Source organism: Pseudomonas jinjuensis, assembly GCF_900103845.1.
Taxonomy (GTDB): Bacteria; Pseudomonadota; Gammaproteobacteria; order Pseudomonadales; family Pseudomonadaceae; genus Pseudomonas; species Pseudomonas jinjuensis.
Genome location: NZ_FNIJ01000003.1, coordinates 22,954 through 46,615, shown reverse-complemented (window position 1 = coordinate 46,615; position 23,662 = coordinate 22,954). Strand labels below are relative to the sequence as shown.

At 68.0% G+C, this 23,662-nt stretch carries 27 protein-coding genes; 7 read left to right on the top strand and 20 right to left on the bottom strand.

Going from position 1 to position 23,662, the window contains the following annotated elements; genetic code table 11:
• Window positions 1–172 precede the first annotated feature (172 nt).
• Window positions 173–967 (top strand): thymidylate synthase, encoded by a 795-nt coding sequence (locus tag BLR75_RS04700; protein WP_084313887.1) that lies wholly within the window; start codon window positions 173–175, stop codon window positions 965–967.
• A gap of 287 nt (window positions 968–1,254) precedes the next feature.
• Here BLR75_RS04700 and BLR75_RS04695 read toward each other — a convergent pair whose 3' ends face one another.
• A complete protein-coding gene (locus tag BLR75_RS04695) occupies window positions 1,255–1,683 on the bottom strand; it encodes a glycine zipper domain-containing protein (protein ID WP_084313934.1) in 429 nt (142 codons plus the stop codon).
• Window positions 1,684–1,808: 125 nt separating this feature from the next.
• Window positions 1,809–2,309: a hypothetical protein gene (locus BLR75_RS04690; RefSeq protein WP_084313888.1), complete on the bottom strand. Its 501-nt coding sequence runs from the start codon at window positions 2,307–2,309 to the stop codon at window positions 1,809–1,811.
• Between the two features lie 321 nt (window positions 2,310–2,630).
• Here BLR75_RS04690 and BLR75_RS04685 point away from each other — a divergent pair, with 321 nt between their 5' ends.
• Both BLR75_RS04685 and BLR75_RS04680 read left to right on the top strand, forming a co-directional pair.
• Window positions 2,631–2,954 carry a DUF3392 domain-containing protein gene (locus BLR75_RS04685; RefSeq protein ID WP_084313889.1) on the top strand — a complete coding sequence of 108 codons (324 nt, stop codon included), beginning with the start codon at window positions 2,631–2,633 and terminating at the stop codon, window positions 2,952–2,954.
• A gap of 98 nt (window positions 2,955–3,052) precedes the next feature.
• On the top strand, window positions 3,053–3,307 hold the full coding sequence (locus tag BLR75_RS04680) for a hypothetical protein (RefSeq protein WP_084313890.1): 255 nt from the start codon (window positions 3,053–3,055) through the stop codon (window positions 3,305–3,307).
• 48 nt (window positions 3,308–3,355) lie between these two features.
• On the opposite strand, the gene trmB is transcribed toward BLR75_RS04680, so the two are convergent.
• From trmB to BLR75_RS04660, 4 genes are all read right to left on the bottom strand, one after another.
• Complete coding sequence (gene trmB / locus BLR75_RS04675) at window positions 3,356–4,027, bottom strand: tRNA (guanosine(46)-N7)-methyltransferase TrmB (RefSeq protein WP_217633578.1); 672 nt, start codon at window positions 4,025–4,027, stop codon at window positions 3,356–3,358.
• Window positions 4,028–4,154: 127 nt separating this feature from the next.
• On the bottom strand, window positions 4,155–4,961 hold the full coding sequence (locus BLR75_RS04670) for a thiazole synthase (RefSeq protein ID WP_084313892.1): 807 nt from the start codon (window positions 4,959–4,961) through the stop codon (window positions 4,155–4,157).
• Window positions 4,962–5,026: 65 nt separating this feature from the next.
• A complete protein-coding gene (gene thiS, locus BLR75_RS04665; protein ID WP_084313893.1) occupies window positions 5,027–5,227 on the bottom strand; it encodes a sulfur carrier protein ThiS in 201 nt (66 codons plus the stop codon).
• 101 nt (window positions 5,228–5,328) lie between these two features.
• Window positions 5,329–5,700 (bottom strand): DUF423 domain-containing protein, encoded by a 372-nt coding sequence (locus BLR75_RS04660; protein ID WP_084313894.1) that lies wholly within the window; start codon window positions 5,698–5,700, stop codon window positions 5,329–5,331.
• 68 nt (window positions 5,701–5,768) lie between these two features.
• On the opposite strand from BLR75_RS04660, the gene mtgA reads away from it, so the two are divergent.
• Complete coding sequence (gene mtgA, locus BLR75_RS04655; protein ID WP_084313895.1) at window positions 5,769–6,455, top strand: monofunctional biosynthetic peptidoglycan transglycosylase; 687 nt, start codon at window positions 5,769–5,771, stop codon at window positions 6,453–6,455.
• On the opposite strand, the gene BLR75_RS04650 is transcribed toward mtgA, so the two are convergent.
• The 5 genes from BLR75_RS04650 to ftsY form a co-directional block, all read right to left on the bottom strand.
• The gene (locus BLR75_RS04650) at window positions 6,452–7,078 is read right to left on the bottom strand and encodes a hypothetical protein (protein ID WP_084313896.1); all 627 of its coding nucleotides are present in this window, start codon (window positions 7,076–7,078) and stop codon (window positions 6,452–6,454) included. The two genes, mtgA and BLR75_RS04650, sit on opposite strands and share 4 nt — an antisense overlap.
• A gap of 86 nt (window positions 7,079–7,164) precedes the next feature.
• The gene (gene rpoH, locus BLR75_RS04645; protein ID WP_084313897.1) at window positions 7,165–8,019 is read right to left on the bottom strand and encodes an RNA polymerase sigma factor RpoH; all 855 of its coding nucleotides are present in this window, start codon (window positions 8,017–8,019) and stop codon (window positions 7,165–7,167) included.
• 115 nt (window positions 8,020–8,134) lie between these two features.
• Window positions 8,135–9,142, bottom strand: a complete 1,008-nt coding sequence (gene ftsX, locus BLR75_RS04640) for a permease-like cell division protein FtsX (protein WP_084313898.1) — start codon at window positions 9,140–9,142, stop codon at window positions 8,135–8,137.
• Window positions 9,142–9,813: a cell division ATP-binding protein FtsE gene (gene ftsE, locus BLR75_RS04635; RefSeq protein ID WP_084313899.1), complete on the bottom strand. Its 672-nt coding sequence runs from the start codon at window positions 9,811–9,813 to the stop codon at window positions 9,142–9,144. Before ftsE ends, ftsX begins: the two co-directional genes overlap by 1 nt.
• A complete protein-coding gene (ftsY, locus tag BLR75_RS04630; RefSeq protein ID WP_084313900.1) occupies window positions 9,810–11,351 on the bottom strand; it encodes a signal recognition particle-docking protein FtsY in 1,542 nt (513 codons plus the stop codon). The genes ftsE and ftsY overlap by 4 nt, the downstream gene beginning before the upstream one ends.
• Before the next feature lie 234 nt (window positions 11,352–11,585).
• Between ftsY and BLR75_RS04625 the strand changes: the two genes are divergently transcribed.
• The 3 genes from BLR75_RS04625 to rsmD are packed head-to-tail and all read left to right on the top strand — an operon-like array spanning window position 11,586 to window position 15,059.
• On the top strand, window positions 11,586–12,956 hold the full coding sequence (locus tag BLR75_RS04625) for a M16 family metallopeptidase (RefSeq protein ID WP_084313901.1): 1,371 nt from the start codon (window positions 11,586–11,588) through the stop codon (window positions 12,954–12,956).
• Window positions 12,949–14,451, top strand: a complete 1,503-nt coding sequence (locus BLR75_RS04620; RefSeq protein ID WP_084313902.1) for a M16 family metallopeptidase — start codon at window positions 12,949–12,951, stop codon at window positions 14,449–14,451. The genes BLR75_RS04625 and BLR75_RS04620 overlap by 8 nt, the downstream gene beginning before the upstream one ends.
• Window positions 14,451–15,059 carry a 16S rRNA (guanine(966)-N(2))-methyltransferase RsmD gene (rsmD, locus tag BLR75_RS04615; protein WP_084313903.1) on the top strand — a complete coding sequence of 203 codons (609 nt, stop codon included), beginning with the start codon at window positions 14,451–14,453 and terminating at the stop codon, window positions 15,057–15,059. Before BLR75_RS04620 ends, rsmD begins: the two co-directional genes overlap by 1 nt.
• A 248-nt stretch (window positions 15,060–15,307) precedes the next feature.
• Here the strand turns inward: rsmD and BLR75_RS04610 are convergent, their stop codons facing one another.
• The 9 genes from BLR75_RS04610 to BLR75_RS04570 form a co-directional block, all read right to left on the bottom strand.
• Complete coding sequence (locus BLR75_RS04610; RefSeq protein ID WP_084313904.1) at window positions 15,308–15,736, bottom strand: lipocalin-like domain-containing protein; 429 nt, start codon at window positions 15,734–15,736, stop codon at window positions 15,308–15,310.
• On the bottom strand, window positions 15,733–16,581 hold the full coding sequence (locus BLR75_RS04605; protein WP_084313905.1) for an alpha/beta fold hydrolase: 849 nt from the start codon (window positions 16,579–16,581) through the stop codon (window positions 15,733–15,735). Before BLR75_RS04605 ends, BLR75_RS04610 begins: the two co-directional genes overlap by 4 nt.
• Window positions 16,578–17,537, bottom strand: a complete 960-nt coding sequence (locus BLR75_RS04600) for a VOC family protein (RefSeq protein ID WP_084313906.1) — start codon at window positions 17,535–17,537, stop codon at window positions 16,578–16,580. The genes BLR75_RS04605 and BLR75_RS04600 overlap by 4 nt, the downstream gene beginning before the upstream one ends.
• Before the next feature lie 11 nt (window positions 17,538–17,548).
• Window positions 17,549–18,295 (bottom strand): SDR family NAD(P)-dependent oxidoreductase, encoded by a 747-nt coding sequence (locus BLR75_RS04595; protein WP_084313907.1) that lies wholly within the window; start codon window positions 18,293–18,295, stop codon window positions 17,549–17,551.
• Window positions 18,296–18,333: 38 nt separating this feature from the next.
• Window positions 18,334–19,782: an indoleacetamide hydrolase gene (gene iaaH / locus BLR75_RS04590; RefSeq protein WP_084313908.1), complete on the bottom strand. Its 1,449-nt coding sequence runs from the start codon at window positions 19,780–19,782 to the stop codon at window positions 18,334–18,336.
• Window positions 19,779–20,525: an aspartate/glutamate racemase family protein gene (locus tag BLR75_RS04585; RefSeq protein ID WP_084313909.1), complete on the bottom strand. Its 747-nt coding sequence runs from the start codon at window positions 20,523–20,525 to the stop codon at window positions 19,779–19,781. The genes iaaH and BLR75_RS04585 overlap by 4 nt, the downstream gene beginning before the upstream one ends.
• Window positions 20,526–20,542: 17 nt before the next feature.
• Window positions 20,543–21,868, bottom strand: a complete 1,326-nt coding sequence (locus tag BLR75_RS04580; RefSeq protein WP_084313910.1) for a M20 family metallopeptidase — start codon at window positions 21,866–21,868, stop codon at window positions 20,543–20,545.
• Window positions 21,869–21,878: 10 nt separating this feature from the next.
• Window positions 21,879–22,907 carry a ring-hydroxylating dioxygenase ferredoxin reductase family protein gene (locus BLR75_RS04575; RefSeq protein ID WP_084313911.1) on the bottom strand — a complete coding sequence of 343 codons (1,029 nt, stop codon included), beginning with the start codon at window positions 22,905–22,907 and terminating at the stop codon, window positions 21,879–21,881.
• A 200-nt stretch (window positions 22,908–23,107) separates the two neighbouring features.
• Window positions 23,108–23,578, bottom strand: a complete 471-nt coding sequence (locus tag BLR75_RS04570; RefSeq protein WP_084313912.1) for an REP-associated tyrosine transposase — start codon at window positions 23,576–23,578, stop codon at window positions 23,108–23,110.
• Window positions 23,579–23,662 lie beyond the last annotated feature (84 nt).

Here is a 23,662-nt window from a genome sequence, read left to right as displayed (position 1 = left end):
TTCTGCTTCGAGACGCGGCGCCGGGGAAAGGTTCGACTCTCTCCGTCGGCCAGGCTGGCGACGCCGGGCCGCGAGCCATTAGTATTGCCGTTTATCCAGATTCTGCAGCGCAGGACATCCGCCGCCGGCCATGCCCCACGGCCGCGCGGATGCCTCCCGACACGAGCTTCCGATGAAACAGTACCTCGACCTGATGCGCCACGTGCGCGAGCACGGCACCTTCAAGAGCGACCGCACCGGCACCGGCACCTACAGCGTGTTCGGCCAGCAGATGCGCTTCGACCTGGCGCAGGGTTTCCCGCTGGTGACCACCAAGAAGTGCCACCTGAAATCGATCGTCCACGAGCTGCTGTGGTTCCTCCAGGGGTCGACCAACATCGCCTACCTGAAGGAAAACGGCGTCTCGATCTGGGACGAGTGGGCCGACGAGAACGGCGACCTCGGCCCGGTGTACGGCTACCAGTGGCGCTCCTGGCCGGCGCCGGATGGCCGCCACATCGACCAGATCGCCAACCTGATGAGCATGCTGAAGAACAACCCGGATTCGCGCCGGCTGATCGTCTCGGCGTGGAACCCGGCGCTGATCGACGAGATGGCCCTGCCGCCGTGCCACGCGCTGTTCCAGTTCTACGTCGCCGACGGCCGGCTCAGCTGCCAGCTCTACCAGCGCTCGGCGGACATCTTCCTCGGCGTGCCGTTCAACATCGCCAGCTACGCGCTGCTGACCCTGATGGTGGCGCAGGTCGCCGGCCTGCAGCCGGGCGAGTTCATCTGGACCGGCGGCGACTGCCACCTCTATACCAACCACCTGGAGCAGGCCGACCTGCAACTGACCCGCGAGCCGCTGCCGCTGCCGACCATGAAGCTCAACCCGGCGGTGAAGGACCTGTTCGACTTCCGCTTCGACGATTTCGAGCTGGTCGGCTACCAGTCGCATCCGCACATCAAGGCGCCGGTCGCCGTCTGATTCCGGGGTCGCGGGCATGGCCCGCTCCTGCACGGCTTATTGGATCCCCGCGTTCGCGCGGATGACGGTTGTGAGGTGATGTTTCATCTCACTACGTCATTCCGCGAACGCGGGACAGCGCTTGCGCTGAACGCACTTCAGTGCGGCCCGAAGGGCGAGCGCAGCGAGTAAACCAGAAGACAGTGGCTCCTACGTGCTCCCCGTAGGAGCGGGCCATGCCCGCGATGGATACCCCTGAAATGCAAAAGCCCGCCGAAATGGCGGGCTTTCTGCTTCTGCACCGGCAATCAGTCGCGATGCTTGTGCTTGTGTTTGCGCTTGTAGTTGGCCTTGCGGTTGCCGTTGTCGTGGTGGTCGTTGTCATCGGCCAGATTGTTGCCGATGGCGCTGCCCGCGGCGCCGCCCAGGCCGGCGCCGATTGCGCCGCCGGTGGAACCGCCGACCTTGTTGCCGATCACCTGGCCGCCCGCCGCGCCGAGACCGCCGCCGAGGGCGGCTTCGGTCTTCTTGCCGTCCTTCGCGGTCATCGCTCCGCCGGCCGCGCCGCCGACACCCGCACCGATCGCCGCGCCGGTGCTGCCGCCGATGGCCTGGCCGACCACGCTGCCCAGCGCACCGCCCACGCCGCCGCCGACGGCGGTAGTGGTGGTCTCGCCGGCGACGGCGTACTGCGACGCGAGAATGGTGAAAGCAAGAGCTGACAGGGGCTTACGCATCATGCGTACCTCGAAAAGTGGAAAAAGGAGCGGGGAAATTCTGTCGGACGCAAAACAGCCGGACAATCGAAGTCCGGCTGTTCATGGATGTGGATCAAGCTTTTCGCTGAATTGCGGACCGTCGATCAGTCCCAATGGCGATGCTTGCGGTGCCACTTGTGCTTGTAGTGGCCACGGTGGCGGCCATTGTCGTGCCAGCCGTTGCGGCGACCATCACGATAGCCATCGCGGTAGCCCGCGCGGCGGTAGTCGTCGTCATCGTCACGGTTGTTGTCGGCATAGTGGTTGCCCAGCGCGCCGCCAGCGCCGCCGCCCAGGGCTGCGCCGATCAGGCCGCCGGTGGTGCCGCCGACCTTGTTGCCGATGACCTGGCCGCCCGCTGCGCCGAGACCGCCGCCGATGGCCGCTTCGGTCTTGTTGCCGCGCCGTGCGGCGACCGCGCCGCCTGCTGCGCCGCCTACGCCGCTGCCAATGGCGGCACCGGTGCTGCCGCCGACCGCCTGGCCGACGACCGAACCCAATACCCCGCCCAGGGCGCCGCCGACGCCGGCACGGGTGTCGCCATCCGCGAAGGCATTGCCGCCGGCCAGCGCGAAGGTAAGCAGGAGCATCGAGGAGTACTTCATAGAGAGGTTCTCTCTGTGGTGGTGTTGGCGGCGATGCTGGAGTTGGACGAGGCGGCTGACAAGCGTCTGCCGACGAATAGCACGACTTTCACTAAAATATGCAAGTTATTGATTTTGTTGCGGAACTTATTCGAAATCGGCTTGTCTGAGGCTTATTCCGAGGCCCGTTTCCAGGGCCTTTTTTCGTGTTCCGGTGATTGCTTTCTGATGGCGCGGATGGCCCCGTGCCAGAGCCCCCGGCAGGGTTTTTCCGCCACTCCGCTTCGCACCCGCGACGAGCCATGTAAACTCCCGATGCCCGACGACATCCAAGGAGCCTACATGGACTTTGCGCTCGACCTGATCGCTACCGCCTCGCGCTGGAGCCGCGGCCATCTTTCCGAGATCGCCCTGGCGCTCATGGCCACCCTGCTGGTGCTGTTCGGCCCGCTGCTCAACGCCTGGGTGCAGCAGCGCATCGGCAGCCTCAACTTCGTCTTCCGCACCCTGCTGTTCGTGCTCGTCTGCGCCGTCGGCTACGGCCTGGCGATGGTCTACGTCACGCCGTGGCTCGCCAAGGGGCTGGGCTACTTCAACAACTACACCCTGGCGCCGGTGCTGCTGCTAGTGTTCTTCGTGATAGGCATGATCGCCGACCGCAGCTGATCTGTCGGCTCCCTCGGCGGTCGGCCCCATAGGGTCTGTTGACGCTTCGTTCCGGTTCGGAACGAAACGTCAACAGGCCCTGAGCCCGCGGAGGGACCATGAAAGCGATCAAGCACCTCTACCTGCACTTCCTCGACGGCCAGCGCCTGGCGCTGCGCTTTCCCCAGCAGAGCGACGATCCCGCCGAGGTCGCCCGCGGCATCCGCAAGCAGATGGAGTCGACCTCCATCAGCATCGAGGTGGACGGCGACCTGCTGATCATTCCGCGCAACAGCATCAAGTACCTGCAGATCAGCCCGGCGCCGGTGCGCCTGCCGGATACCACGGTGCTGGGGGCGGAGTTGATCGATTGAGAAGCGGCGAATGAAGCGGAACGCGTCATTCGCCCTACGAAGAACGGGTCACTCGACGCGCTGGAACTTCAGGTCCCACACCCCATGCCCCAGCCGCTCGCCGCGGCGCTCGAACTTGGTCGACGGGCGCTCTTCCGGGCGCGGCACGTAGGTGTTGTCGGCGGACAGGTTGCGGTAGCCGGGCGCCGCGTTCATCACTTCCAGCATGTGCTCGGCGTACTGTTCCCAGTCGGTGGCCATGTGCAGCACGCTGCCGACCTTGAGCTTCTGCCGCACCAGCTCGGCCCAGGACGGCTGGACGATGCGGCGCTTGTGGTGGCGCGACTTGTGCCAGGGATCGGGGAAGAACAGCAGCACGCGATCGAGGCTGGCGTCGGCCACGCACTCCTTCAGCACTTCGATGGCGTCGCAGCTGTAGACGCGGATGTTGCTCAGGTTCTGCGTCAGCATGCCGTTGAGCAGCGCGCCGACGCCCGGGCGATGCACTTCCACGCCGATGAAGTCCTGCTCCGGCGCGGCGGCGGCCATCTCCAGGGTCGCGTGGCCCATGCCGAAGCCGATCTCGAAGGTGCGCGGCGCCTGGCGGCCGAATACCTGGTCGAAATCCTGCAGGCCGTCGGCGAGCTCCAGGCCGAACTTCGGCCAGCCCTGGTCGAGGCCGCGCTGCTGGCCTTCGGTCATGCGCCCGGCGCGCATCACGAAGCTCTTGATGGTGCGCATCGGCCGCGCGTCGTCGGTGGCTGCCTGGATTTCCTGGGTATCGCTCATGTCTGGACCTTGGAACTGTAAATGCGACGGGCCGGACACCTCAGGCATCCGGCCCGTCGTCAGAGATGGAAAGGGAGTATCAGCCGATCAGGCCTTCCAGCGGCGACGAGGCGCTGGCGTACAGCTTGCGCGGCATGCGGCCGGCCAGGTAGGCCAGGCGGCCGGCGACGATCGCGTGCTTCATCGCCTCGGCCATCATCACCGGGTTCTGCGCGTGGGCGATGGCGGTGTTCATCAGCACGGCCTCGCAGCCCAGCTCCATGGCGATGGTGGCGTCGGAAGCGGTGCCCACGCCGGCGTCGACCAGCACCGGGACCGTGGCTTCCTCGAGGATGATGCGCAGGTTCCACGGGTTGCAGATGCCCATGCCGGAGCCGATCAGGCCGGCCAGCGGCATCACCGCGATGCAGCCGATCTCGGCGAGCTGGCGGGCGATGATCGGGTCGTCGCTGGTGTACACCATGACGTCGAAGCCGTCCTTGACCAGCACTTCGGCGGCCTTGAGGGTTTCGACCACGTTGGGGAACAGGGTCTTCTGGTCGGCCAGCACTTCCAGCTTGACCAGGTTGTGGCCATCCAGCAGCTCGCGGGCCAGGCGGCAGGTGCGCACGGCCTCGACGGCGTCGTAGCAGCCGGCGGTGTTCGGCAGGATGGTGTAGCGATCCGGCGGGATCACGTCGAGCAGGTTCGGCTCGCCGGGGTTCTGGCCGATGTTGGTGCGGCGCACCGCCACGGTGACGATCTCCGCACCGGACGCCTCGATGGCGCGGCGGGTCTCGTCGAGATCCTTGTACTTGCCGGTGCCGACCAGCAGGCGCGACGCGTAGGTGCGCCCGGCCAGGGTGAAGGGCTTGTCGGCAGGCAGGGTGGATGGAGCTTGGCTCATCGGATCACTCCTCGGAAAGGATAAGGCTGGGCGGGGCCTGGAAATTACGGGCGGGCGAGAGCGTTCTAGCCGCCACCGATGGCGTGCACGACTTCCACCTGGTCGCCGTCACGCAGGGCGGTAGCGCTGTGCTGGCTGCGCGGCACGATGTCCTGGTTGAGTTCGACCGCGACGCGGCGGCCGGTCAGTTCGAGACGTTCAAGCAGGTTCGCGACGGTCTGGCCGTCGGGCAGCTCATAGGCTTCGCCATTCAACTGGATACGCATTGGCGGACGGATCGTGTACTGGAGGGGACGGCATTCTAGCCCGATCTGCCGCGATGACCAAGGCACAAGGCCGCCACCCGGCGGCCTTTCTGACGTCCGGGTCAGGCCAGGCGGAAGGCGACGAGGAACAGCAGCAGCCAGCCGGCGAGGAAGGCCACGCCGCCGATCGGGGTGATCATGCCCAGCGCCGGGGTGCCGGTCAGCGTGAGCAGGTAGAGGCTGCCGGAGAACAGCAGGATGCCGGCGGTGAAGAACCAGCCCGCCGCGCCCACCAGCGAGCCGCTGACGTGGGTGGACAGCAGCGCCACGCCGAGCAGCGCCAGGGCATGGATCTGCTGGTAGTGCACGCCGGTCTGGAATACCGCCAGGTGTTCCGGGCTCAGCCGGGCCTTCAGGGCGTGGGCGGCGAAGGCGCCGAGGCCGACGCCGGTGAAGCCGAAGAATGCGGCTAGCATGAGGAAGGTACGCAGCATATGAAGAATCCATTCAGTCGGGACAGTCCCGTTATAATGGCCCGCCCGATCCTTCCTGGCATAGCCTCATGCGCAACCTGCCCCGCCGCCTGCTCAAGATCCTGCTCTGGTTCGTCGCCGGCAGCGCCGCACTGGTCCTGGTGTTCCGCTGGGTGCCGCCGCCCGGCAGCATGCTGATGGTCGAGCGCAAGGTGGAATCCTGGATCGATGGCGAACCGATCGACCTGCAGCGCGACTGGGTGTCCTGGGACGACCTGCCGAACAGCCTGAAGATCGCCGTGATCGCCGGCGAAGACCAGAAATTCCCCGAACATCACGGCTTCGACCTGCCGGCGATCGAGCAGGCGCTGAAGCACAACGAGCGCGGCCGCAGCATCCGCGGGGCCAGCACCATCAGCCAGCAGGTGGCGAAGAACCTGTTCCTCTGGCCGGGCCGCAGTTGGCTGCGCAAGGGCTTCGAGGCGTGGTTCACCGTGCTGATCGAGACGCTGTGGTCGAAGCAGCGGATTCTCGAGGTCTACCTGAACAGCGTGGAATGGGACAGCGGCGTGTTCGGCGCCCAGGCCGCCGCGCGCCATCACTTCGGCGTCGACGCCCGGCGCCTGTCACGCCAGCAGGCCAGCCTGCTCGCCGCGGTGCTGCCGAACCCGCGCGAGTGGAGTGCGGCGCGTCCCAGCCCCTACGTGCGCCAGCGCTCGGCCTGGATTCGCCAGCAGATGTGGCAGCTCGGCGACGGTTACCTGCAAAGGCTCTAGGGCTTTTCGCCGGTCGGCGGCGTCTTCAGGAAGGTCCTGCTCGGCACCACTCGCAGCCATTGCAGGATGCCGTCCTTGTGCATCAGCGTCAGGCCCCGGTCGGGGTAGATCCAGGCTTCGCCCTCTTCGGTCTGCAGGGTCACCCGCGGCTGGCCGTATGCCGCGCCGAGGCGGCCGATGGCGAGATCTTCCTGGGGCGCCAGGGCGATGGCGGCGACCGGCTTGGCCGCCAGCTGGTCGAGCAGCTGTTCGCTGAGCGCCTGCGCCGGGCTGCCCGGGGCGATGTCGGTGGCCTTCTCCAGGCTGGCGCGTTCCGCGTCGCTCAGGGCCAGCTCGGCTTCCAGCCGCCAGGGGCCGTCGTCGGTGACGACATGCGCCCGGTAGGCCAGTTCCGGGCCCTGCTCGTCGCGGGTCAGCCACAGCTCGCCTTTCTGTTTCTCATGCAGCTGGCCGAGGGTGAGATGGTCGTCGGCCAGCGGCGTCAGCACCGCGCCCTGCCAGTCGGCCAGCCAGGCCGGCGGCTTGAGCGGCGCCGACGGGCGGCTGACCCACAGCCCGAAGGCGAAGGCCAGTGCGGCGATTGCGAGAAAGAACAGGCCATGGCCTGGGCGAAGGCGCGGCATGCGGATCTCCAGCGGAAAAGAGGCGGACAGAAAAAAGCCGCGCTCGAAAGCGCGGCTGTCTATCCTAGCGGCTCGCGTGCGGCCCGTCAGGCCTCGATGCGGCCCTTGAGCTTGTTCATCGCGTTCTTCTCCAGCTGGCGGATGCGCTCGGCGGAGACGTTGTACTTGGCGGCCAGGTCATGCAGCGTGGCCTTTTCCTCGGCCAGCCAGCGCTGGTAGAGGATGTCGCGGCTGCGCTCGTCGAGGCCTTCCAGTGCCTCGTGCAGGCTGGCGCTGGAACTGTCGCTCCAGTCCGCTTCCTCCAGCTGGCGCGCCGGGTCGTAGCGATGGTCTTCCAGGTAGTGCGCCGGGGACTGGTAGGCGCTGTCGTCGTCGGCATCGGCGGCCGGGTCGAAGGCCATGTCCTGGCCGCTCAGGCGGCTTTCCATCTCCAGCACTTCGCGCGGCTCGACGCCGAGGCTTTCCGCCACGCGATGCACTTCCTCGTTGCTCAGCCAGGCCAGACGCTTCTTCTGGCTGCGCAGGTTGAAGAACAGCTTGCGCTGCGCCTTGGTGGTGGCGACCTTGACGATGCGCCAGTTGCGCAGGATGAACTCGTGGATTTCCGCCTTGATCCAGTGCACGGCGAAGGAAACCAGGCGCACGCCCATCTCGGGGTTGAAGCGCTTCACGGCCTTCATCAGGCCGACGTTGCCTTCCTGGATCAGGTCGGCCTGTGCCAGGCCGTAACCGGAGTAGCTCCGGGCGATGTGCACGACGAAGCGCAGGTGCGCCAGTACCATCTGCCGCGCCGCTTCCAGATCCTGTTGGTAGAAGAGACGTTCGGCCAGTTCGCGCTCCTGCTCCGGCGACAACAGCGGGATGCTGTTCACCGAGTGCACGTAGGATTCCAGGTTGGCACCGGGAACCAGGGCATAAACAGGTTGCAGGGAAGTGGACATGCGAATCCTCCGACTCACGAAACTGGCGCAGTGTAGCACTGCGAAATCTGACTGCAAGTGGGTGTAAAAGTTCCTTTACACCTGTCTGAGCGGTCAGAAAAAGAAGCCGGAAAAATCAGCGCGGCGCCAGCTCCCGCAGATGCCGCGCCACCGCCAGCCAGGCGCCGATCCAGCCCAGCAGCACGGCGCCGATGGTCAGCGAAAGGCCGTCTTCCAGCGGTACGCCGGCCAGGGCGAAATCGCTGCCGTAGAGGCCCGCGAGGTTGACCACCGCGCCGTTCAGCCAGTCCAGGCCGAAGGCCAGCAGCGCCCAGGACAGCACGCCGGCGCCCAGGCCGTAGAGCGCGCCCATATAGAGGAAGGGGCGGCGCACGTAGCCGTCCGTCCCGCCGACCAGCTTGATCACCTCGATTTCGCTGCGCCGGTTCTCGATATGCAGACGAATGGTATTGCCGATCACCAGCAGCAGGGTCAGCACCAGCAGGATGGTCAGGCCGAAGACGAAGCGGTCGCCGAGCTTGAGGATCGCCGACAGGCGCTCCACCCACTGCAGGTCGAGCTGCGCCTGCTGCACGCCGGGCATTTCCGCCAGGCGCTGGCGCAGGGCGTCCAGCTGGTCCTTGTCGACCTGTTTGGGCGTCACCGAGATCACCATCGGCAGCGGATTCTCCGGCAGGTCGCGCAGCGCCTCGCCGAGGCCGGACTGCTGCTGCAGCTCCTGCAGCGCCTCGTCGCGGCCGATCAGCTGCGCCTCGATCACGTCCGGCATGCCCTCGATCTGCTCACGCAGGTCCTGGCCCTGGGCCTCGCCGGCCTTGAGGTCGAGGAACAGGGAAATCTGCGCCGCGCGCTGCCAGGAGCCGCCGAGGCGTTCGACGTTGTGCAGCAGCAGCGACAGGCCCATCGGCAGGCTCAGGGTGATGCCCATCACCAGGCAGGTGAAGAAGCTGCCGAAGGGATGGCTGAACAGGCGCCTGAGGCTGTCCAGCAGGCTGGCGCGGTGGCTCTCCGCATAGGCGCTGAGGCCGCCGCTGAGATCCTCGGCGTCGTTTTCCTCCACCTGGCGCACCGGGCGCTGCGGGGTGCCCTCTTCCGGGCCGTGGGGCAGTTCGTTGGCGCCCATCAGGCTTCCTCCTCGCGGTCGGCGATGATGCGCCCGCGCTGCAGGGTGATCATCCGGTGGCGCATGCGTGCGATCAGCGCCAGGTCGTGGCTGGCGACCAGCACGGTGGTGCCGAGGCGGTTGATGTCCTCGAACACCGCCATGATTTCCGAGGCCAGGCGCGGGTCGAGGTTGCCGGTCGGTTCGTCGGCGAGCAGCAGGGCAGGGCGGTGCACCACCGCGCGGGCGATGCCGACGCGCTGCTGCTGGCCGGTGGACAGATCGGACGGCAGGTCCTCGGCCTTTTCCTTGAGGTTGACCCGGTCCAGCGCCGCTTCGACGCGGTAGGCGATCTCCGCCTTGGGCAGGCCGAGAATCTGCATCGGCAGGGCAACGTTGTCGAACACGTTGCGATCGTTCAGCAACTGGTGATTCTGGAACACCACGCCGATCTGCCGGCGCAGGAACGGAATCTGCGCGGTGGAGATGCGGCTGACGTCCTGGCCGCCGAGCAGCAGCTTGCCGGAGGTCGGCCGCTCCATCGCCAGGATCAGGCGCAGCAGGGTGCTCTTGCCGGCGCCGGAGTGGCCGGTGACGAACATGATCTCGCCGCGGTGCACGCGGAACGAAATGTCGTGCAGGCCGACATGGCCATTGGAATAGCGTTTGCCGACCTGCTCGAATCGAATCATGCGTGCTCCCGCTCTGCGAAAAGCGCCTGGACGAAGGCGTCGGCCTCGAAGGTGCGCAGATCGTCGATGCCTTCGCCGACGCCGATGTAGCGGATCGGCAGGCCGAACTGCTTGGCCAGGGCGAAGATCACCCCGCCCTTGGCGGTGCCATCCAGTTTGGTCAGGGCCAGGCCGGTGAGTTCCACTGCGTTGTTGAACTGCCTGGCCTGGTTGATCGCGTTCTGCCCGGTGCCGGCGTCCAGCACCAGCAGGACCTCGTGGGGAGCCGTCTCATCCAGCTTGCCGATCACCCGGCGCACCTTCTTCAGCTCTTCCATCAGGTTGTCCTTGGTGTGCAGGCGACCGGCGGTATCGGCGATCAGCACGTCGGCGCCGCGGGCCTTGGCCGCCTGCACCGCGTCGAAGATCACCGAGGCGGAGTCGGCGCCGGTGTGCTGGGCGATCACCGCGATGTTGTTGCGCTCGCCCCACACCTGCAGCTGCTCGACGGCGGCGGCGCGGAAGGTGTCGCCGGCGGCGAGCATGACCTTCCTGCCTTCCAGCTGCAGCTTCTTCGCCAGCTTGCCGATGGTGGTGGTCTTGCCGACGCCGTTCACGCCGACCACCAGGATCACGTAGGGATCGCGCTTTTCGATCTGCAGCGGCTTTTCCACCGGCCGCAGCAGGCCGGCCAGCTCTTCCTGCAGCGCCTTGTACAGCGCGCCGCTGTCGGCCAGCTGCTTGCGCGCCACGCGCTGGGTCAGGTTCTGGATGATCACGCTGGTCGCCTCGACGCCGACGTCGGCGGTCAGCAGGCGCGTCTCGATCTCGTCGAACAGCTCGTCGTCGATCGCCTTGCGGCCGAGGAACAGGCTGGCCATGCCCTCGCCGATGCTGGCACTGGTCTTCGACAGGCCCTGCTTGAGGCGGGCGAAGAAGCCGAGCTTGGCCGGTTCGGCGCTGGACGCTGCTGCCGGGACGGTTGCCACAAGCGCAGGAGCGGCGGGCTGCTCGACCGGCGCACTGGCGACGGGGGCAGGCGCGGCAGGTTCGACCGGCGCAGGGGCCGGTTCAGCGGCCGCGGGCTCGGAAACCACGGGCTCTGCAGGCTGCGGCTCGCCGGTCGGGGCGGGCTGCGGCGCTTCCTGGCGGCCCGGCATGAAGCGGGCGAAGAAGCCGGACTTGGCCGCCGGTTCCGCCGCGGACTGCACGACCGGTTCGGCGATGGGCGCGGCTTCGACCTGGATTTCGGGAATCGGGCTGCCGGCCGGCTCGCTGGCTGCGGCAGGCGCTACCTCGACCGGCTCGACCGGGAGCGGCGTCGGCTCTGGAGCCGTAGCGGCTTCGGCAGCGGCCTGCGGAGTCACCGGCTCGATGACCGGCGAAGGAGCCGGCTGCTGCACCACCGGTGCGGCATCGGCCGGCGCGGCGGGTTGCTCGGGAGCGGGCTGTGGCGCGGCGGCCGGGGTCTCGGCGGCCGGCTTCTTCTTCAGCCAGCCGAACAGACCTTTCTTTTCCCCGCCCTGCGGGGCTTTCTTGTCGTCGTTGGAACCAAACATGAATGGATCGTATCTCTGGAGGACGCCACGGACCGGGCAACCGGAAGCTCAGCTGGAAGGCGGCGGAGGGGCCGGTTTCCAACATGATGTAACCAGTGCGGAAGCTTTCGCGGCTTCGGAGCGTGGTCGCCCGGAAAACGGATGGGTATCCTAGCATCTCCTCGCCCACCGGGGTTAAGAGGCTGCCCGCCGCCTCCTGAGACCATTCGGACATTCCTTTAGGTTCAGACGACCATGAAGATTTCCGCACGCCGCCGCGCCGGCCTGCTGCTCGGCAGCCTCTGCCTGCCGCTCATCGCGCTGGCGGCAGAACCCCAGCCGACCCACGAATTCACCCTCGACAACGGCCTCAAGGTGGTGGTCCGCGAAGACCATCGCGCGCCGGTGGTAGTCTCCCAGCTCTGGTACCGGGTCGGCTCCAGCTACGAGACGCCCGGGCTCACCGGCCTGTCCCACGCCCTCGAACACATGATGTTCAAGGGCAGCCGCAAGCTCGGCCCGGGGGAAGCCTCCCGCGTGCTGCGCGATCTCGGCGCCGAGGAGAACGCCTTCACCACCGACGACTACACCGCCTATTACCAGGTGCTGGCCCGCGACCGCCTGCCCGTGGCCTTCGAGCTGGAGGCCGACCGCATGGCGCACCTGACCCTGCCGGCCAACGAGTTCGCCAGCGAGATCGAGGTGATCAAGGAGGAGCGCCGCCTGCGCACCGACGACAAGCCCAGCGCCCTGGCCTTCGAGCGCTTCCGCGCCGCCGCCTTCCCCGCCAGCGGCTACCACACGCCGACCATCGGCTGGATGGCCGACCTGCAGCGCATGAGCATCGACGACCTGCGCCGCTGGTACCAGGCCTGGTACGCGCCGAACAACGCTACCCTGGTGGTGGTCGGCGACGTCCAGCCGGAGGAGGTGAAGGCCCTCGCCCAGCGCTGGTTCGGCGAGATTCCCCGGCGCGACCTGCCCTCGGCGCGCAAGCCGCTGGAACTGGCCGAGCCCGGCGAACGCCGCCTCACCCTGCACGTGCGCACCCAGCTGCCGAGCCTGATCATGGGCTTCAACGTGCCGAGCCTCGGCAGTACGAAGAACCCACGCGAAATCCACGCCCTGCGGCTGATCTCCGCGCTGCTCGACGGCGGCTACAGCGCGCGCCTGGCGGTGCGTCTGGAGCGCGGCGAGGAGCTGGTGAGCGGCGCGTCCGCCTCCTACGACGCCTTCAACCGCGGCGACAGCCTGTTCATCCTCAGCGCCACGCCGAACGTGCAGAAGGGCAAGACCCTGGCGGAAGTGGAAAAGGCGCTGTGGGCGCAGCTCAACGAACTGAAGACCAACCCGCCCAGCGCCGAGGAACTGGAGCGCGTGCGCGCCCAGGTGATCGCCGGACTGGTCTACGAGCGCGACTCCATCGCCGCCCAGGCCAGCAACATCGGCCAGCTGGAAAGCGTCGGCCTGTCCTGGAAACTCGCCGACGAGGATCTCGACGCCCTGCAGGCGGTCACCGCCGAGGACATCCAGAAGGCCGCGCGCACCTACTTCACCCGCTCGCGCCTGACGGTCGCCCACGTCCTGCCGCAAGCCACCGCCGACAAGGAGCCCAATCATGAGTGAGCGCAACGGCCTGCGTTACGGCCTGATCGGCCTGGCCGTCGTCCTGCTGGTGGGCGGCCTGCTGGCGTTCGTCGGCCGGCCTGCCGCCGAAACCTCCGCCGCGCCGGCAGCCGCGCAGCCCGCCGGCGAAGCGGCCCGTCCCGGCCTGCAATCGCTGGCGGAAGTCGCCGACAAGGCGATCGGCCACCGCAAGCTGGACATCCAGCAATGGCGCACAGCCGAAGGCGCCCGCGTGCTGTTCGTCGAGACCCATGAGCTGCCGATGTTCGACCTGCGCCTGACCTTCGCCGCCGGCAGCAGCCAGGACGGCGACGCCCCCGGCCTGGCCATGCTGACCAACGCCATGCTCAACGAGGGCGTGCCCGGCAAGGACTCCGTCGCCATCGCCAGCGGCTTCGAGGGACTCGGTGCCGACTTCGGCAACGGCTCCTACCGCGACATGGCCATCGCCAGCCTGCGCAGCCTGAGCGACGAGGACAAGCGCACGGCGGCGCTCGCGCTGTTCGACCAGGTGATCGGCCAGCCGACCTTCCCCGAGGAAGCCCTGACCCGCATCCGCAACCAGGTGCTGGCCGCCTTCGAGTACCAGAAGCAGAACCCCGGCAAGCTGGCCGGCATCGAGCTGTTCAAGCGCCTCTATGGCGAGCATCCCTACGCCCATTCCAGCGACGGCGACGAGAAGTCGGTGGCGAAGATCGGCGTGGAGCAGCTGCGCGCCTTCCACCAGAAGGCCTACGCCGCCGGCAACACGGTCATCGCCCTGGTCGGCGACCTCGACCGCGCCGAGGCCGAAGCCATCGCCGCGCAGGTTTCCGCGTCCCTGCCGAAGGGCCCGGCGCTGCCGGCGCCCGCTGCGCCCGAGCAGCCGAAGGCCGGCGTCACCCATATCGAGTTCCCGTCCAAGCAGACCCACCTGATGCTGGCGCAGCTCGGCATCGTGCGTAACGACCCGGACTGGCCGGCGCTCTACCTCGGCAACCAGATCCTCGGCGGTGGCGGCTTCGGCACCCGGCTGATGGATCAGGTACGCGAGAAGCGCGGGCTGACCTACGGCGTCGGCTCCGGCTTCACCGGCATGCAGGCGCGCGGCCCGTTCACCATCGGCCTGCAGACCCGCGCCGAAGTCAGCGAGGGCACGCTGAAGCTGGTGCAGGACATCGTCCGCGACTACCTGAAGACCGGCCCGACCCGGAAGGAACTGGACGACGCCAAGCGCGAACTGGCCGGCAGCTTCCCGCTGAGCACCGCGAGCAACGCCGACATCGTCGGCCAGCTCGGCGCCATCGGCTTCTACAACCTGCCGCTGGACTATCTGGAAAGCTTCCTCGGCAAGGTGCAGAACCTCAGCGTGGAAGACGTGCGCGCGGCGATGAACCGGCACCTTGATCCCGACGCCTTCGTCATCGTCACCGCCGGCCCGACGGTCAGGCAGGAACCCCTGCCGGCGCCCAGCGACAAGCCTGTCGAACAACCCAGCGGCGTACCGGAGCACTGATGAACAGACGAGCCAACGGCGCACCCCGCGCCCCGCAGCGCGCGCACGGCGGACAGGGCCAGCTGCGCATCATCGGCGGCGAATGGCGCAGCCGGCGCTTCGCCTTCCCCGAGGGCCCGGGCCTGCGCCCGACCCCGGACCGCGTGCGCGAAACCCTGTTCAACTGGCTGGCCGCCTACGTGCCCGGCGCGCGGGTGCTCGATCCCTTCGCCGGCAGCGGCGCGCTGTTCCTCGAAGCGCTGTCCCGCGGCGCCGGCGAAGCCCTGGCGCTGGACATGAACAGCGAAGCGGTGGCCGCCCTGCGCGGCCATCTGCAGACGCTCCAGTGCAGCAACGGGCAGATCCAGTCGGGCGACGCCCTGCGCTACCTGGAAACTCAGAGCGTCCGGCCGTTCGACCTGGTCTTCCTCGACCCGCCGTTCCACCAGGACCTGCTGCAGAACACCTGCCGCCTGCTGGAAGAACGCGGCTGGCTGGCGCCGGACGCCTGGATCTACACCGAGAGCGAGGCCGCCCCCTCCAGCCTCGGCCTGCCCGCCAACTGGCGCCTGCACCGCGAGAAGAAGGCCGGTTCGGTGCACTACGCACTGTGGCAGCGCGAAGGGTAGGGTTTTGTTTCGAGGGCATGGCCCGCTTCTACAGAAGTCGCGTCAGGGCTAAACCGTAGGAGCAACTGTCTTCTGGTTTCCCGCGTTCGCGGGAATGACGGGGTTTTCGGATAACTCCGTGCGGTTCTCAACTCCGTCTTCCCCGCGAACGCGGGGATCCAATAAATCGGCGACGTTGTATTCCGGGCGTGCGCCTACAGCCCTCCGCAGAACCGGACCCTGTAGGAGCGGGCCATGCCCGCGAGCATTTACCCAACGCTGCGGCGCCAGAGCAATCGGGCGGTGCGCGCCTCGGGGGTGCCTTCCTCCAGGCGCGCGGTGAGCGCCAGCACGTCGCCGTCCAGCTGCGCGACGCGGTGCTGGGTGCCGCCCACCCAGTTGGGGAACAGGCTGTGCCGGACGTGGTGCAGGATGTTGTCGCCGTCCACTTCGTAGCCGCCCGCGTAGGTCAGGTAGCCATCGTAGGCGGCGGCCTTTTCCGCGGCGTTCGCCGACCACTGGCCGCCGCTGCTGAACTGCTCGCGGTCCTTGCGCGCCATCACGCAGAACATGCCGTGCGGCCCGTACTCGATGAAGCCTTCCAGCTCGGTGCCCATGGGGTGGACGACGCGGCCGTCGTCGTAGAGCTGTTCCCAGGAAAGAATGTTCCAGCGACCCTGGATGCTGTCCTTGTTCATTGCGTTACCTCCGGGCAGAGAAAATCGAGCAGAAGACGGGTGAAGGCGGCGGCCTTCTCGATCTGTACCCAGTGGCCGCATTCGCCGAATGCGTGCAGCTGGGCATGGGGAATCAGTCGCAGCAGGCGTTCGGACACCTCCAGCGGGATGACCTGGTCGTCGCGGCCGTGGACGATCAGCGTCTCGTGCGGCAGGGCGCGCAGCGCGTCCTCCGGCAGCGCGAGCATTTCCACGCCCTGCTGGCGCGGTTCGGGGAACAGCCGGGCGAAGCGCGTCTGCACGTCGTCGCGGATGCTCGCCTCGTAGCGCATGCGCACCAGGTCGTCGTTGATCAGCGACTGGTCGTAGGCGAACACGCCCATCAGCTCGCGCATCGCCTCCAGCGACGGCTGGTAGCCCCAGACCTTCTCCAGTCCGGCGGAGATCGGGAAGGACACCCCAACCGCGCCCATCAGCACCAGCCGGCGCACGCGCTGCGGATGACGGTGAGCGAGCGCCAGGGCGATGGCGCCGCCGAAGGAGTTGCCGACCACCGACACCGAGGGAATGTCGAGGGCGTCGAGCAGGCCGATCAGTTGTCCGACCCAGGCATCGGGATCGAGTTTCCGTTCGGAAGGGCACTGGGTGTAGCCGAAGCCGAGCATGTCCGGCGCGATGACCCGCGCCTTCTGCGAAAGCTGCGGGATCACCCCGCGCCAGTTGGCCCAGGCGGTGACGCCGGGGCCGGAGCCGTGGATCAGCAGGATCGGCTCGCCGCTGCCCTGGTCGTGGTAGTTGATGCTGCAGTCGCCGATCTGCAGGCGGTTGGCGATTTCCGGCAGGGCCGGAGTCGTGGTCGCATTCATTGATTGGCCTTCGCGGTCTGGGTGGTGGTCACGACGGGGGCGCGCATGCCCTGGTCGGCGAGTCGCTTGAGAATCTGCCGGGCTTCCTCGCGCTTGGCGTCCGGCAGCCAGGTGCGGTCGTGGCCCCACAGGCTCATGCCCTGCAGTTCCTCGACCTGCCAGTCGGGGCCGATGGTGCGCCCGGCCCAGCCCAGCTCGAACATCCAGCCGTCCGGGTTCTTCAGGTAGAAGGAAGTGACGTGGTCGTTGATGTGCCGGCCGAGGGTGACGCCGATGCTCTCGGGGTTCTCCAGCGCCATGTCATAGGCGCGGCCGAGGTCGTCGAAGTCGTTGTATTCGAGCATCAGGTGATAGACCTTGGCCGGCCCGCCGGTGTGGGCGATGCCGATGGTGTGGTGGCGCGGGTTGACGTGCAGGAACTCGACGCGGAACGGCGCGCTGGCGCGGTCGCTGACGCGGAAGCCGAGCACCTCCTTGTACAGCCGGCACAGCTCGTCGAAATGCGCGGTGATCAGGGCGACGTGGCCGATGCCCAGCTCGCCGGTGCGGAAGCCGCCGAGCGGACGACCGGGCACGAAGGGCGTCTCGGCGTCGGCGAGGCCCCAGGCCACCTCGATGCGCATGCCGTCCGGATCGCGGAAATGGCACATGCCGGCGACGCCGCGCAGGGCGATTTCCTTCGCCGTGCCGCCGATGGTCGGGTAGCCGGCCTGCTGCAGCGCCCGCCGGACTTCCTCCAACTCCTCGGCAGAGCCCACCTCGAAGCCCATGGCCATCGACGCCTCGCCGTCGCAGGCCTGCACCAGCAGCCGCTGGACCTTGCCGTCCATGCGCAGTCGCGCGCAGACGTCCGGCTCGACCACCTCCACCTGCAGGCCGATATGCTTGCCGGCCATCTCCAGCCACTGCTGCATGTGCGGCGTATGCGCCACCACGTAGCTCAATGCATTGATCATTGCCGTCGTCCTCATTCCGCCGACATGCCGCCGTCCACCGAGAGGGTGGTGCCGGTGACGTAGGAGGCGTGTCCGGAAAGCAGCCACAGCAGCGCGGCGCTGACTTCATGGGGGCGGCCGATGCGGTGCATGGGCACGCCGTCGTCGTACATGTGCTCGTCGCCGCCGGTGACGCGGTCGAAGCTCGGCGTCTTGATCGGGCCGGGGCAGATGGCGTTCACGCGGATGTTGCGCGTCGCGTAGTCCAGCGCCGCGGCGCGGGTGGCGCCGACGATGCCGTGCTTGGCGGCGACGTAGTAGGCGGTCTTCGGCATGGCCTTGAGGCCGAAGATCGAGGCGTTGTTGACGATCGAGCCGCCACCGCTCTGCAGCATCGCGGCGGCCTCGTACTTCATCATGTACAGCACGCCCTTGAGGTTGATGTCGATGACGTCGGAGAAGTCCGCGTCCGGCGTTTCGTGCACATCGTTGAACTCGCGCTGCAGGCCGGCGTTGTTGAAGGCGCCGTCGAGCCGCCCGTAGCGCTGCATGGCCAGTTCGACCAGCGCCGCGCAGTCGGCCGGGCGGGAAACGTCGGTCACGCGGAACTGGGCCGAGCCGCCGAGGGCGACGATCTCCTCGACCACGTCGGCGCCGGCCTGCGCGTTGCGGTTGCCCAGCACCACGCGGGCGCCGGCCCTTGCCAGGGCCAGGCAGGCGTCGCGGCCCATGCCGCTGCCGCCTCCGGTGACGAGGACTACCTTGTTTTCCAGACTCATCGTTCTTTTCTCCGGGACAGGGAAACGGGCGCCGGGCATCAGGCCGGCGGGATGCGGCCGAGCACCGCTTCGAGGGCGATACCGATGGCCAGCAGGCGGCGGTCGGCGCCGAATGCGCCGTCCAGCTCCAGCCCCACCGGCAGACCCGTGCGGCGGCCCAGGCCGATGGGCATCTGGATGCCCGGCAGCCCGGCGCTGGCGGCCGGCTCGGTGTTCTGGATCAGGCGCTCGAAACAGGCCGGCAGGTTGACCTCGTCGTTGGCCGGCGGCGCGACGATCGGCGTGGTGGGGAACAGCAGGGCGTCCAGGTGATGCCGTTCGAACAGGTCCTGGTAGTGCTCCTTCAAGGCCGGACGGCCGGCGTCCTGCGCCGCCTGGTACAGCGGGGCGACGTCGACCAGCCCGTCGGCGCCGGGAATCTTCCGTGGCAGCACCCACTGCTCGTAGATGGCGCGCACGTCCGGGCTGTGGATATCGCGGGCGAGTTCCTCGATGGCGATGCCCGGTCCCTCGTCGCGCAGGTAGGCGACCATCGAGTCGTAGGCCTCGTGGATCACCACCGGGAAGCCGACCGGCTGGTTCAGCTCCTGCAGGCGCGCCTCGGGCAGTTCGACCAGGGTCGCGCCGGCGCGGGAAAGCTTCGCCAGGGCGGCCTCGGCGACCTCGCGGGTGTCCTCGTCGAGGTTGCGCCAGAATTCCTCGGCGATGCCCAGGCGCAGGCCGTCCAGGGTCACCGGCGGCAGGCCGTGCTCGTCGCTGATCACGGCGTCGAGCAGGGCGACGTCGGCCATGCACAGGGCCATCGGGCCGACCGTGTCGCGGCTGCGGGCGATGGGGATCACGCCTTTGCTGGAATAGCGGCCGGCGCTCGGGCGCAGCGAGGAACAGCCGTTCAGCGCGCAGGGAATGCGCATCGAGCCGCCGGTATCGGTGCCCAGCGCCGCCAGCGCCATGCGCGCGCCAAGGGCGGCGGCGCTGCCGGAAGACGAACCGCCGGCGATCCGCTCGCTGTCGTAGGCGTTGCGCACGCCGGGGCGGCTGCCGGTGTTGAAGGCGCCATTGTAGCCGGTGGCGCCGAAGGCCAGCTCGTGCATGTTGGTCTTGCCCAGCAGGATGGCGCCGGCATCGCGCAGTTTCTGCAGCGTCGGCGCATCCTGCCGCGGGACGAAGCCGGCCAGCGCCGGGGTGCCGGCGGTGCAGGGCAGGCCGGCGGCGTGGATGTTGTCCTTGACCACGATGGGGATGCCGGAAAGCGGCTTCAGCGGCCGGCCGGCGCGGCGCGCGGCGTCGGCGGCCCTGGCTTCGGCCAGCGCGCCATCGCCGTTCAGGGTCACGTAGACGTTCAGCTCGCGGCCTTCCTCGGCGCGGTCCAGGCAGGCGCAGACCAGCTCGGTGCTGGTCAGCACGCCGTCGCGGAAGGCCGCCATGGCCTCGCCGATGGTCAGGTCGGAAGGCACGGGCTGGGCGGCGGAATCGAAGAGTTTCATGCGGGGCTCCTGACGAATGCCTCGTCCTTGATCAGTTCAGGACTCGGATAGGCGAGCTTGCTGTGGGCGAGGCCGAGGTCGAGGAGTACCTCGCACAGCTTGTAGGCGATCACCCCGGGATTGAGCACGGGCACCGGCAGGTGCTCGGCGAGATACGCATGGGACTGGTGCATGGTGGTGGAGCCGAGGACGATCACGTCGGCGCCGTCCTCCTCGATGGCCAGCCGCGCGGCTTCCAGCAGCTTGCCGAACACCACCTCTTCCTTGCCCTGCAGCAGGGCCGCGGTATCCGGGCGCACGTCGATCGAGCGGATCGACGCCAGCCGCGACTCCAGGCCGTACTCCTTCAGCGTCTTGCGGTACAGCGGATACCAGCGCGGCCACATGGTCAGGATGCTGAACTTCTGTCCCAGCGCAGAGGCCATGAGGAACGAACTCTGCCCCGGCGCCAGCACCGGGATCGACAGCCGCGAGCGCAGCGCGGCGAGGCCGGAGTCGCTGACGGTATTGATGCACAGCGCATCGAACCCTTCCTCCTCCGCGCGGACGCCCGCCTCGATCACCGCCTGTTCCATCACGGCCATGTCGTAGTAGCTGTCGGCCAGGGTCGAGACGCGGCCGGCGCCGACGAAGCTCACCTCGATATCCGGCCGCTGCAGCTCGGCCGGCAGCTGGGATTCCACCAGCGGCCGGGTCGCCTCGCTCATCGGCACCGGGAAGATCATCTTCACGCGCTTGCTCATGGGACGATCTCCTTGGGTCAGAGGCCGAGCTCGCCGCGCGGGCGGGTCAGGGTGTCGATCAGCGCGTACATGATCTTCCGCGCGCAGGGCAGCAGGTCCGGGATGTAGGTCGCGCCCATGCCGCCGAGGCCCTCGGCCACCGGCAGCGGCGCACCCGTCGCCGGCCATGGCCAGCCGATGCGCGCGGTGGGGATGCCGTAGCGGCGCAGCGCGGCGCCGTCGGTCTGGCCGCCGAGCAGGTCGGGCATGCCGTGCGGGCGCTGCTCGATGTGCTCCCAGCCGCGCTTGGCCGACTGGATGATCCAGTTCTGCGGGTCGGTGGTGCCGCCGGGCACCGAGCCGTACATCTCCCAGTCGAGATCGAGTTCCGGACGCTGCGCCTGCAGTTCGCGGACGAAGGCGGCGAACTGCGCCTTCACCTCGGCCGGGCTGGTGCGCGGGTTGACCCGCACGTCGAAGAAGATTTCCGTGACCGCCGAAGGGAAGGCCGGGCGCTCCACATCGCCGCCGCGCACCCCGGCGATCCAGCCGTGGGGATGAACCACTCCGGACTTGTTGCGCTCGGAGTAGTCGATGATCCACTGCTCCAGTTCCTGGATCACCGTCGCCGCCGGCACCACCGAACTGCGGAAGCCGGGGGTGTCGCGCGGCACGCCGGCGTAGCCGAGGCTGCCGTGCACGCGCAGCTTGAACCAGGCCATGCCCGGCTCCTCGTGGTACACCCAGTTCCACGGCTTCATGATGATGGCGAAGTCCGGCGCGGCGCCGCGGTTGAGCAGGTGCAGCACGCCGTTGGACATGCCGGAGTGCTGGCGCGCGGAGATATCCACAGGCATGCCGCCGTCCGCCAGGCCGACCAGCAGGTCGCCCACCAGCGGCACCTCGGCCTCGATCAGCGCGGTGGCGACCTCGGTGAGGGTGGCGATCATGCCCTTGGGGTTCGACGCGCCGAGGCCGAACACCCAGTCGTCGACCATCTGCGCCATGGGCAGCATGTCCGCCTCGCCGGCGTCCCCGGTGAGGATCTGCTCTTCCTCGTCGCACTCCAGGTGGGTGTCGATCGGCGCGTACAGCATCACGCTGGCGCCGCCGCCGCTGCCGCGGAATTCGCCGAGCACGTTGCCGCTGGTGAAGCTCATCGGCATGTAGCGCGCCGACATGCCGATGCGCTTCAGGTGGCCGGCCATGAATTCGCTGGCGGCGCGGGCGGAACCGGTCGGGCTGTGGATATCGGTGAGGGCGAACAGCAGGTTCTGCAGGCGCTGCGGATCGATTTTCGCGCAGGCCTGTTCGTACCACTTCATCTGGTCGGCGGAGAACGGCACGGGAGTCGTGGGTTGCATGCGGGAGTCCTTATTTGGAAGCGACGAACTGTTCGGCAAAGATGTTGGCGGGGTCGACGCCCAGCTCGATCAGGCGTGCGGTGGCGGCGTCGATCATCGGCTGCGGGCCGCACAGGTAGGCGACGGTGTCCGGGCTGGTCACATCGCCCTCGCGCAGGGCGCTGACCGGGCTGCCGTGGTGCAGCCCTTCGGTGGGATCGCGGTCGACGCAGATGCGCGCTTCGAGGGTCGGCAGCCACTGCTGGCGCAGCTCGATGTCTTCGAGGCTGAACAGCGCATCCGGATTGGCGCAGCCGAAGCTCAGCAGCATCGGCGGCTTGCGCCCGCTGCCCTGGCGCAGGCTGTCGATCATCGAGAGGATCGGCGCGAGGCCGGTGCCGCCGGCGACGAAGATGTGCGGCGCGCGCTTCTTCTCCTCACGGAGGAAGAAGGCGCCGTAGGGGCCGCTGAGGGTCAGCACGTCGTCGGCCTTGGCCTTCTCTTCGAGGAAGCTGGACATGGCGCCGCCCGGCAACAGGCGGATGAGGAATTCCAGTTTCGGCAGGCTCGCCGCGGTGCTCGACGGCGAGTAGCTGCGCAACACGCCGAAGCCCGGCACGTGGATCTGCATGAACTGGCCGGGACGGAACTCCAGCCACTCGCCCTCGGCCAGCTCCAGGGTCAGGCGCATCACATTGCTGGCGATGCGCTCGACCGAATCGATGAAGGCGTGCACCTCGCGGGCGGCGCTGGAACCGACCTCGCTGCCATAGGGCAGGTCGAAGGTGCAGTCCGACTGCGCCTGGCACAGGCACAGCAGACGCTGGCCGGCGGCGTATTCGCTGGCCAGCAGGGTCGAGCTGGCCCCGGGGCGGGTATGCGCCTCGCCCTCGCTGAGCTGGGCGATGCAACTGGAACAGCTGCCGGAGCGGCACTGGTAGAGCAGGGGGACTTCCGCCTCGATGGCGGCGTCGAGAATGCTGGTCTCGGCGGCGACGCTGAAGCTGCGGCTGACGCCATCGGAGAAGTTGACGGTGACTTGGTGCGGAGAGTCGTTCATGCGCGTTCGGCTCCATGGCTGGACTTCAATTACCAGCGCTGGGCTGGAGTCATGGCCCGATCTTAGGAACGGCATTCGCGCCGGGCGCTCCCGTGGGTTACGGGGTTATCCCGGGAGTGCAGGATCTTGTGCGTGGGTAAACCTGGGTCGCGGGCATGGGGCTCTTGTAGGAGCGGGCCATGCCCGCGACCCCAAAGGGGTCACAACCAGACCGCATTCCAGAACGGGTAAGCCCCCACCCGCCGCACCAACCCCGCGCGCAAGGGATTCGCGACGATGTAGCGGGCTATCGCCTGCAGATCCTCATCCCGCCGCAATGCGCGGTCATGGAAGGCGTTGGCCCACAGGGGACCTTGTTTTCCCAGAAGCTGATTCACCCGGCGCGAGCTGGCGGATTTCAGTCGGCCAACGGTGATGCCAAGCGGCTCTCCGGCACCCAATTGGATCAGCCAGTGAGCGTGATCGGGCATCAATACCCAGGCCAGCAGGTGGTTGGTGCCCAGTACGGATGGATCTTCGAAGCAGCGAGCGGCGGCGCAGGCGGTGGCGAAATCGCCGAATAGCGGATTCCGGCCAAGGGTGGTTGTCGTGACCAGATAGATTCCGCCAGCGAGGGAAACACGGCCTTTGCGCAGTGCGGCATGGCCGGGGGGATGGGGAAGATGGGTCATGAATGGTCTCCACAGATGGGAGGCCGAATGTCATGGCCGTGGCAGGGACGCGGATAGAGGAAAGGGAGGATTGCGTTGTAGGCA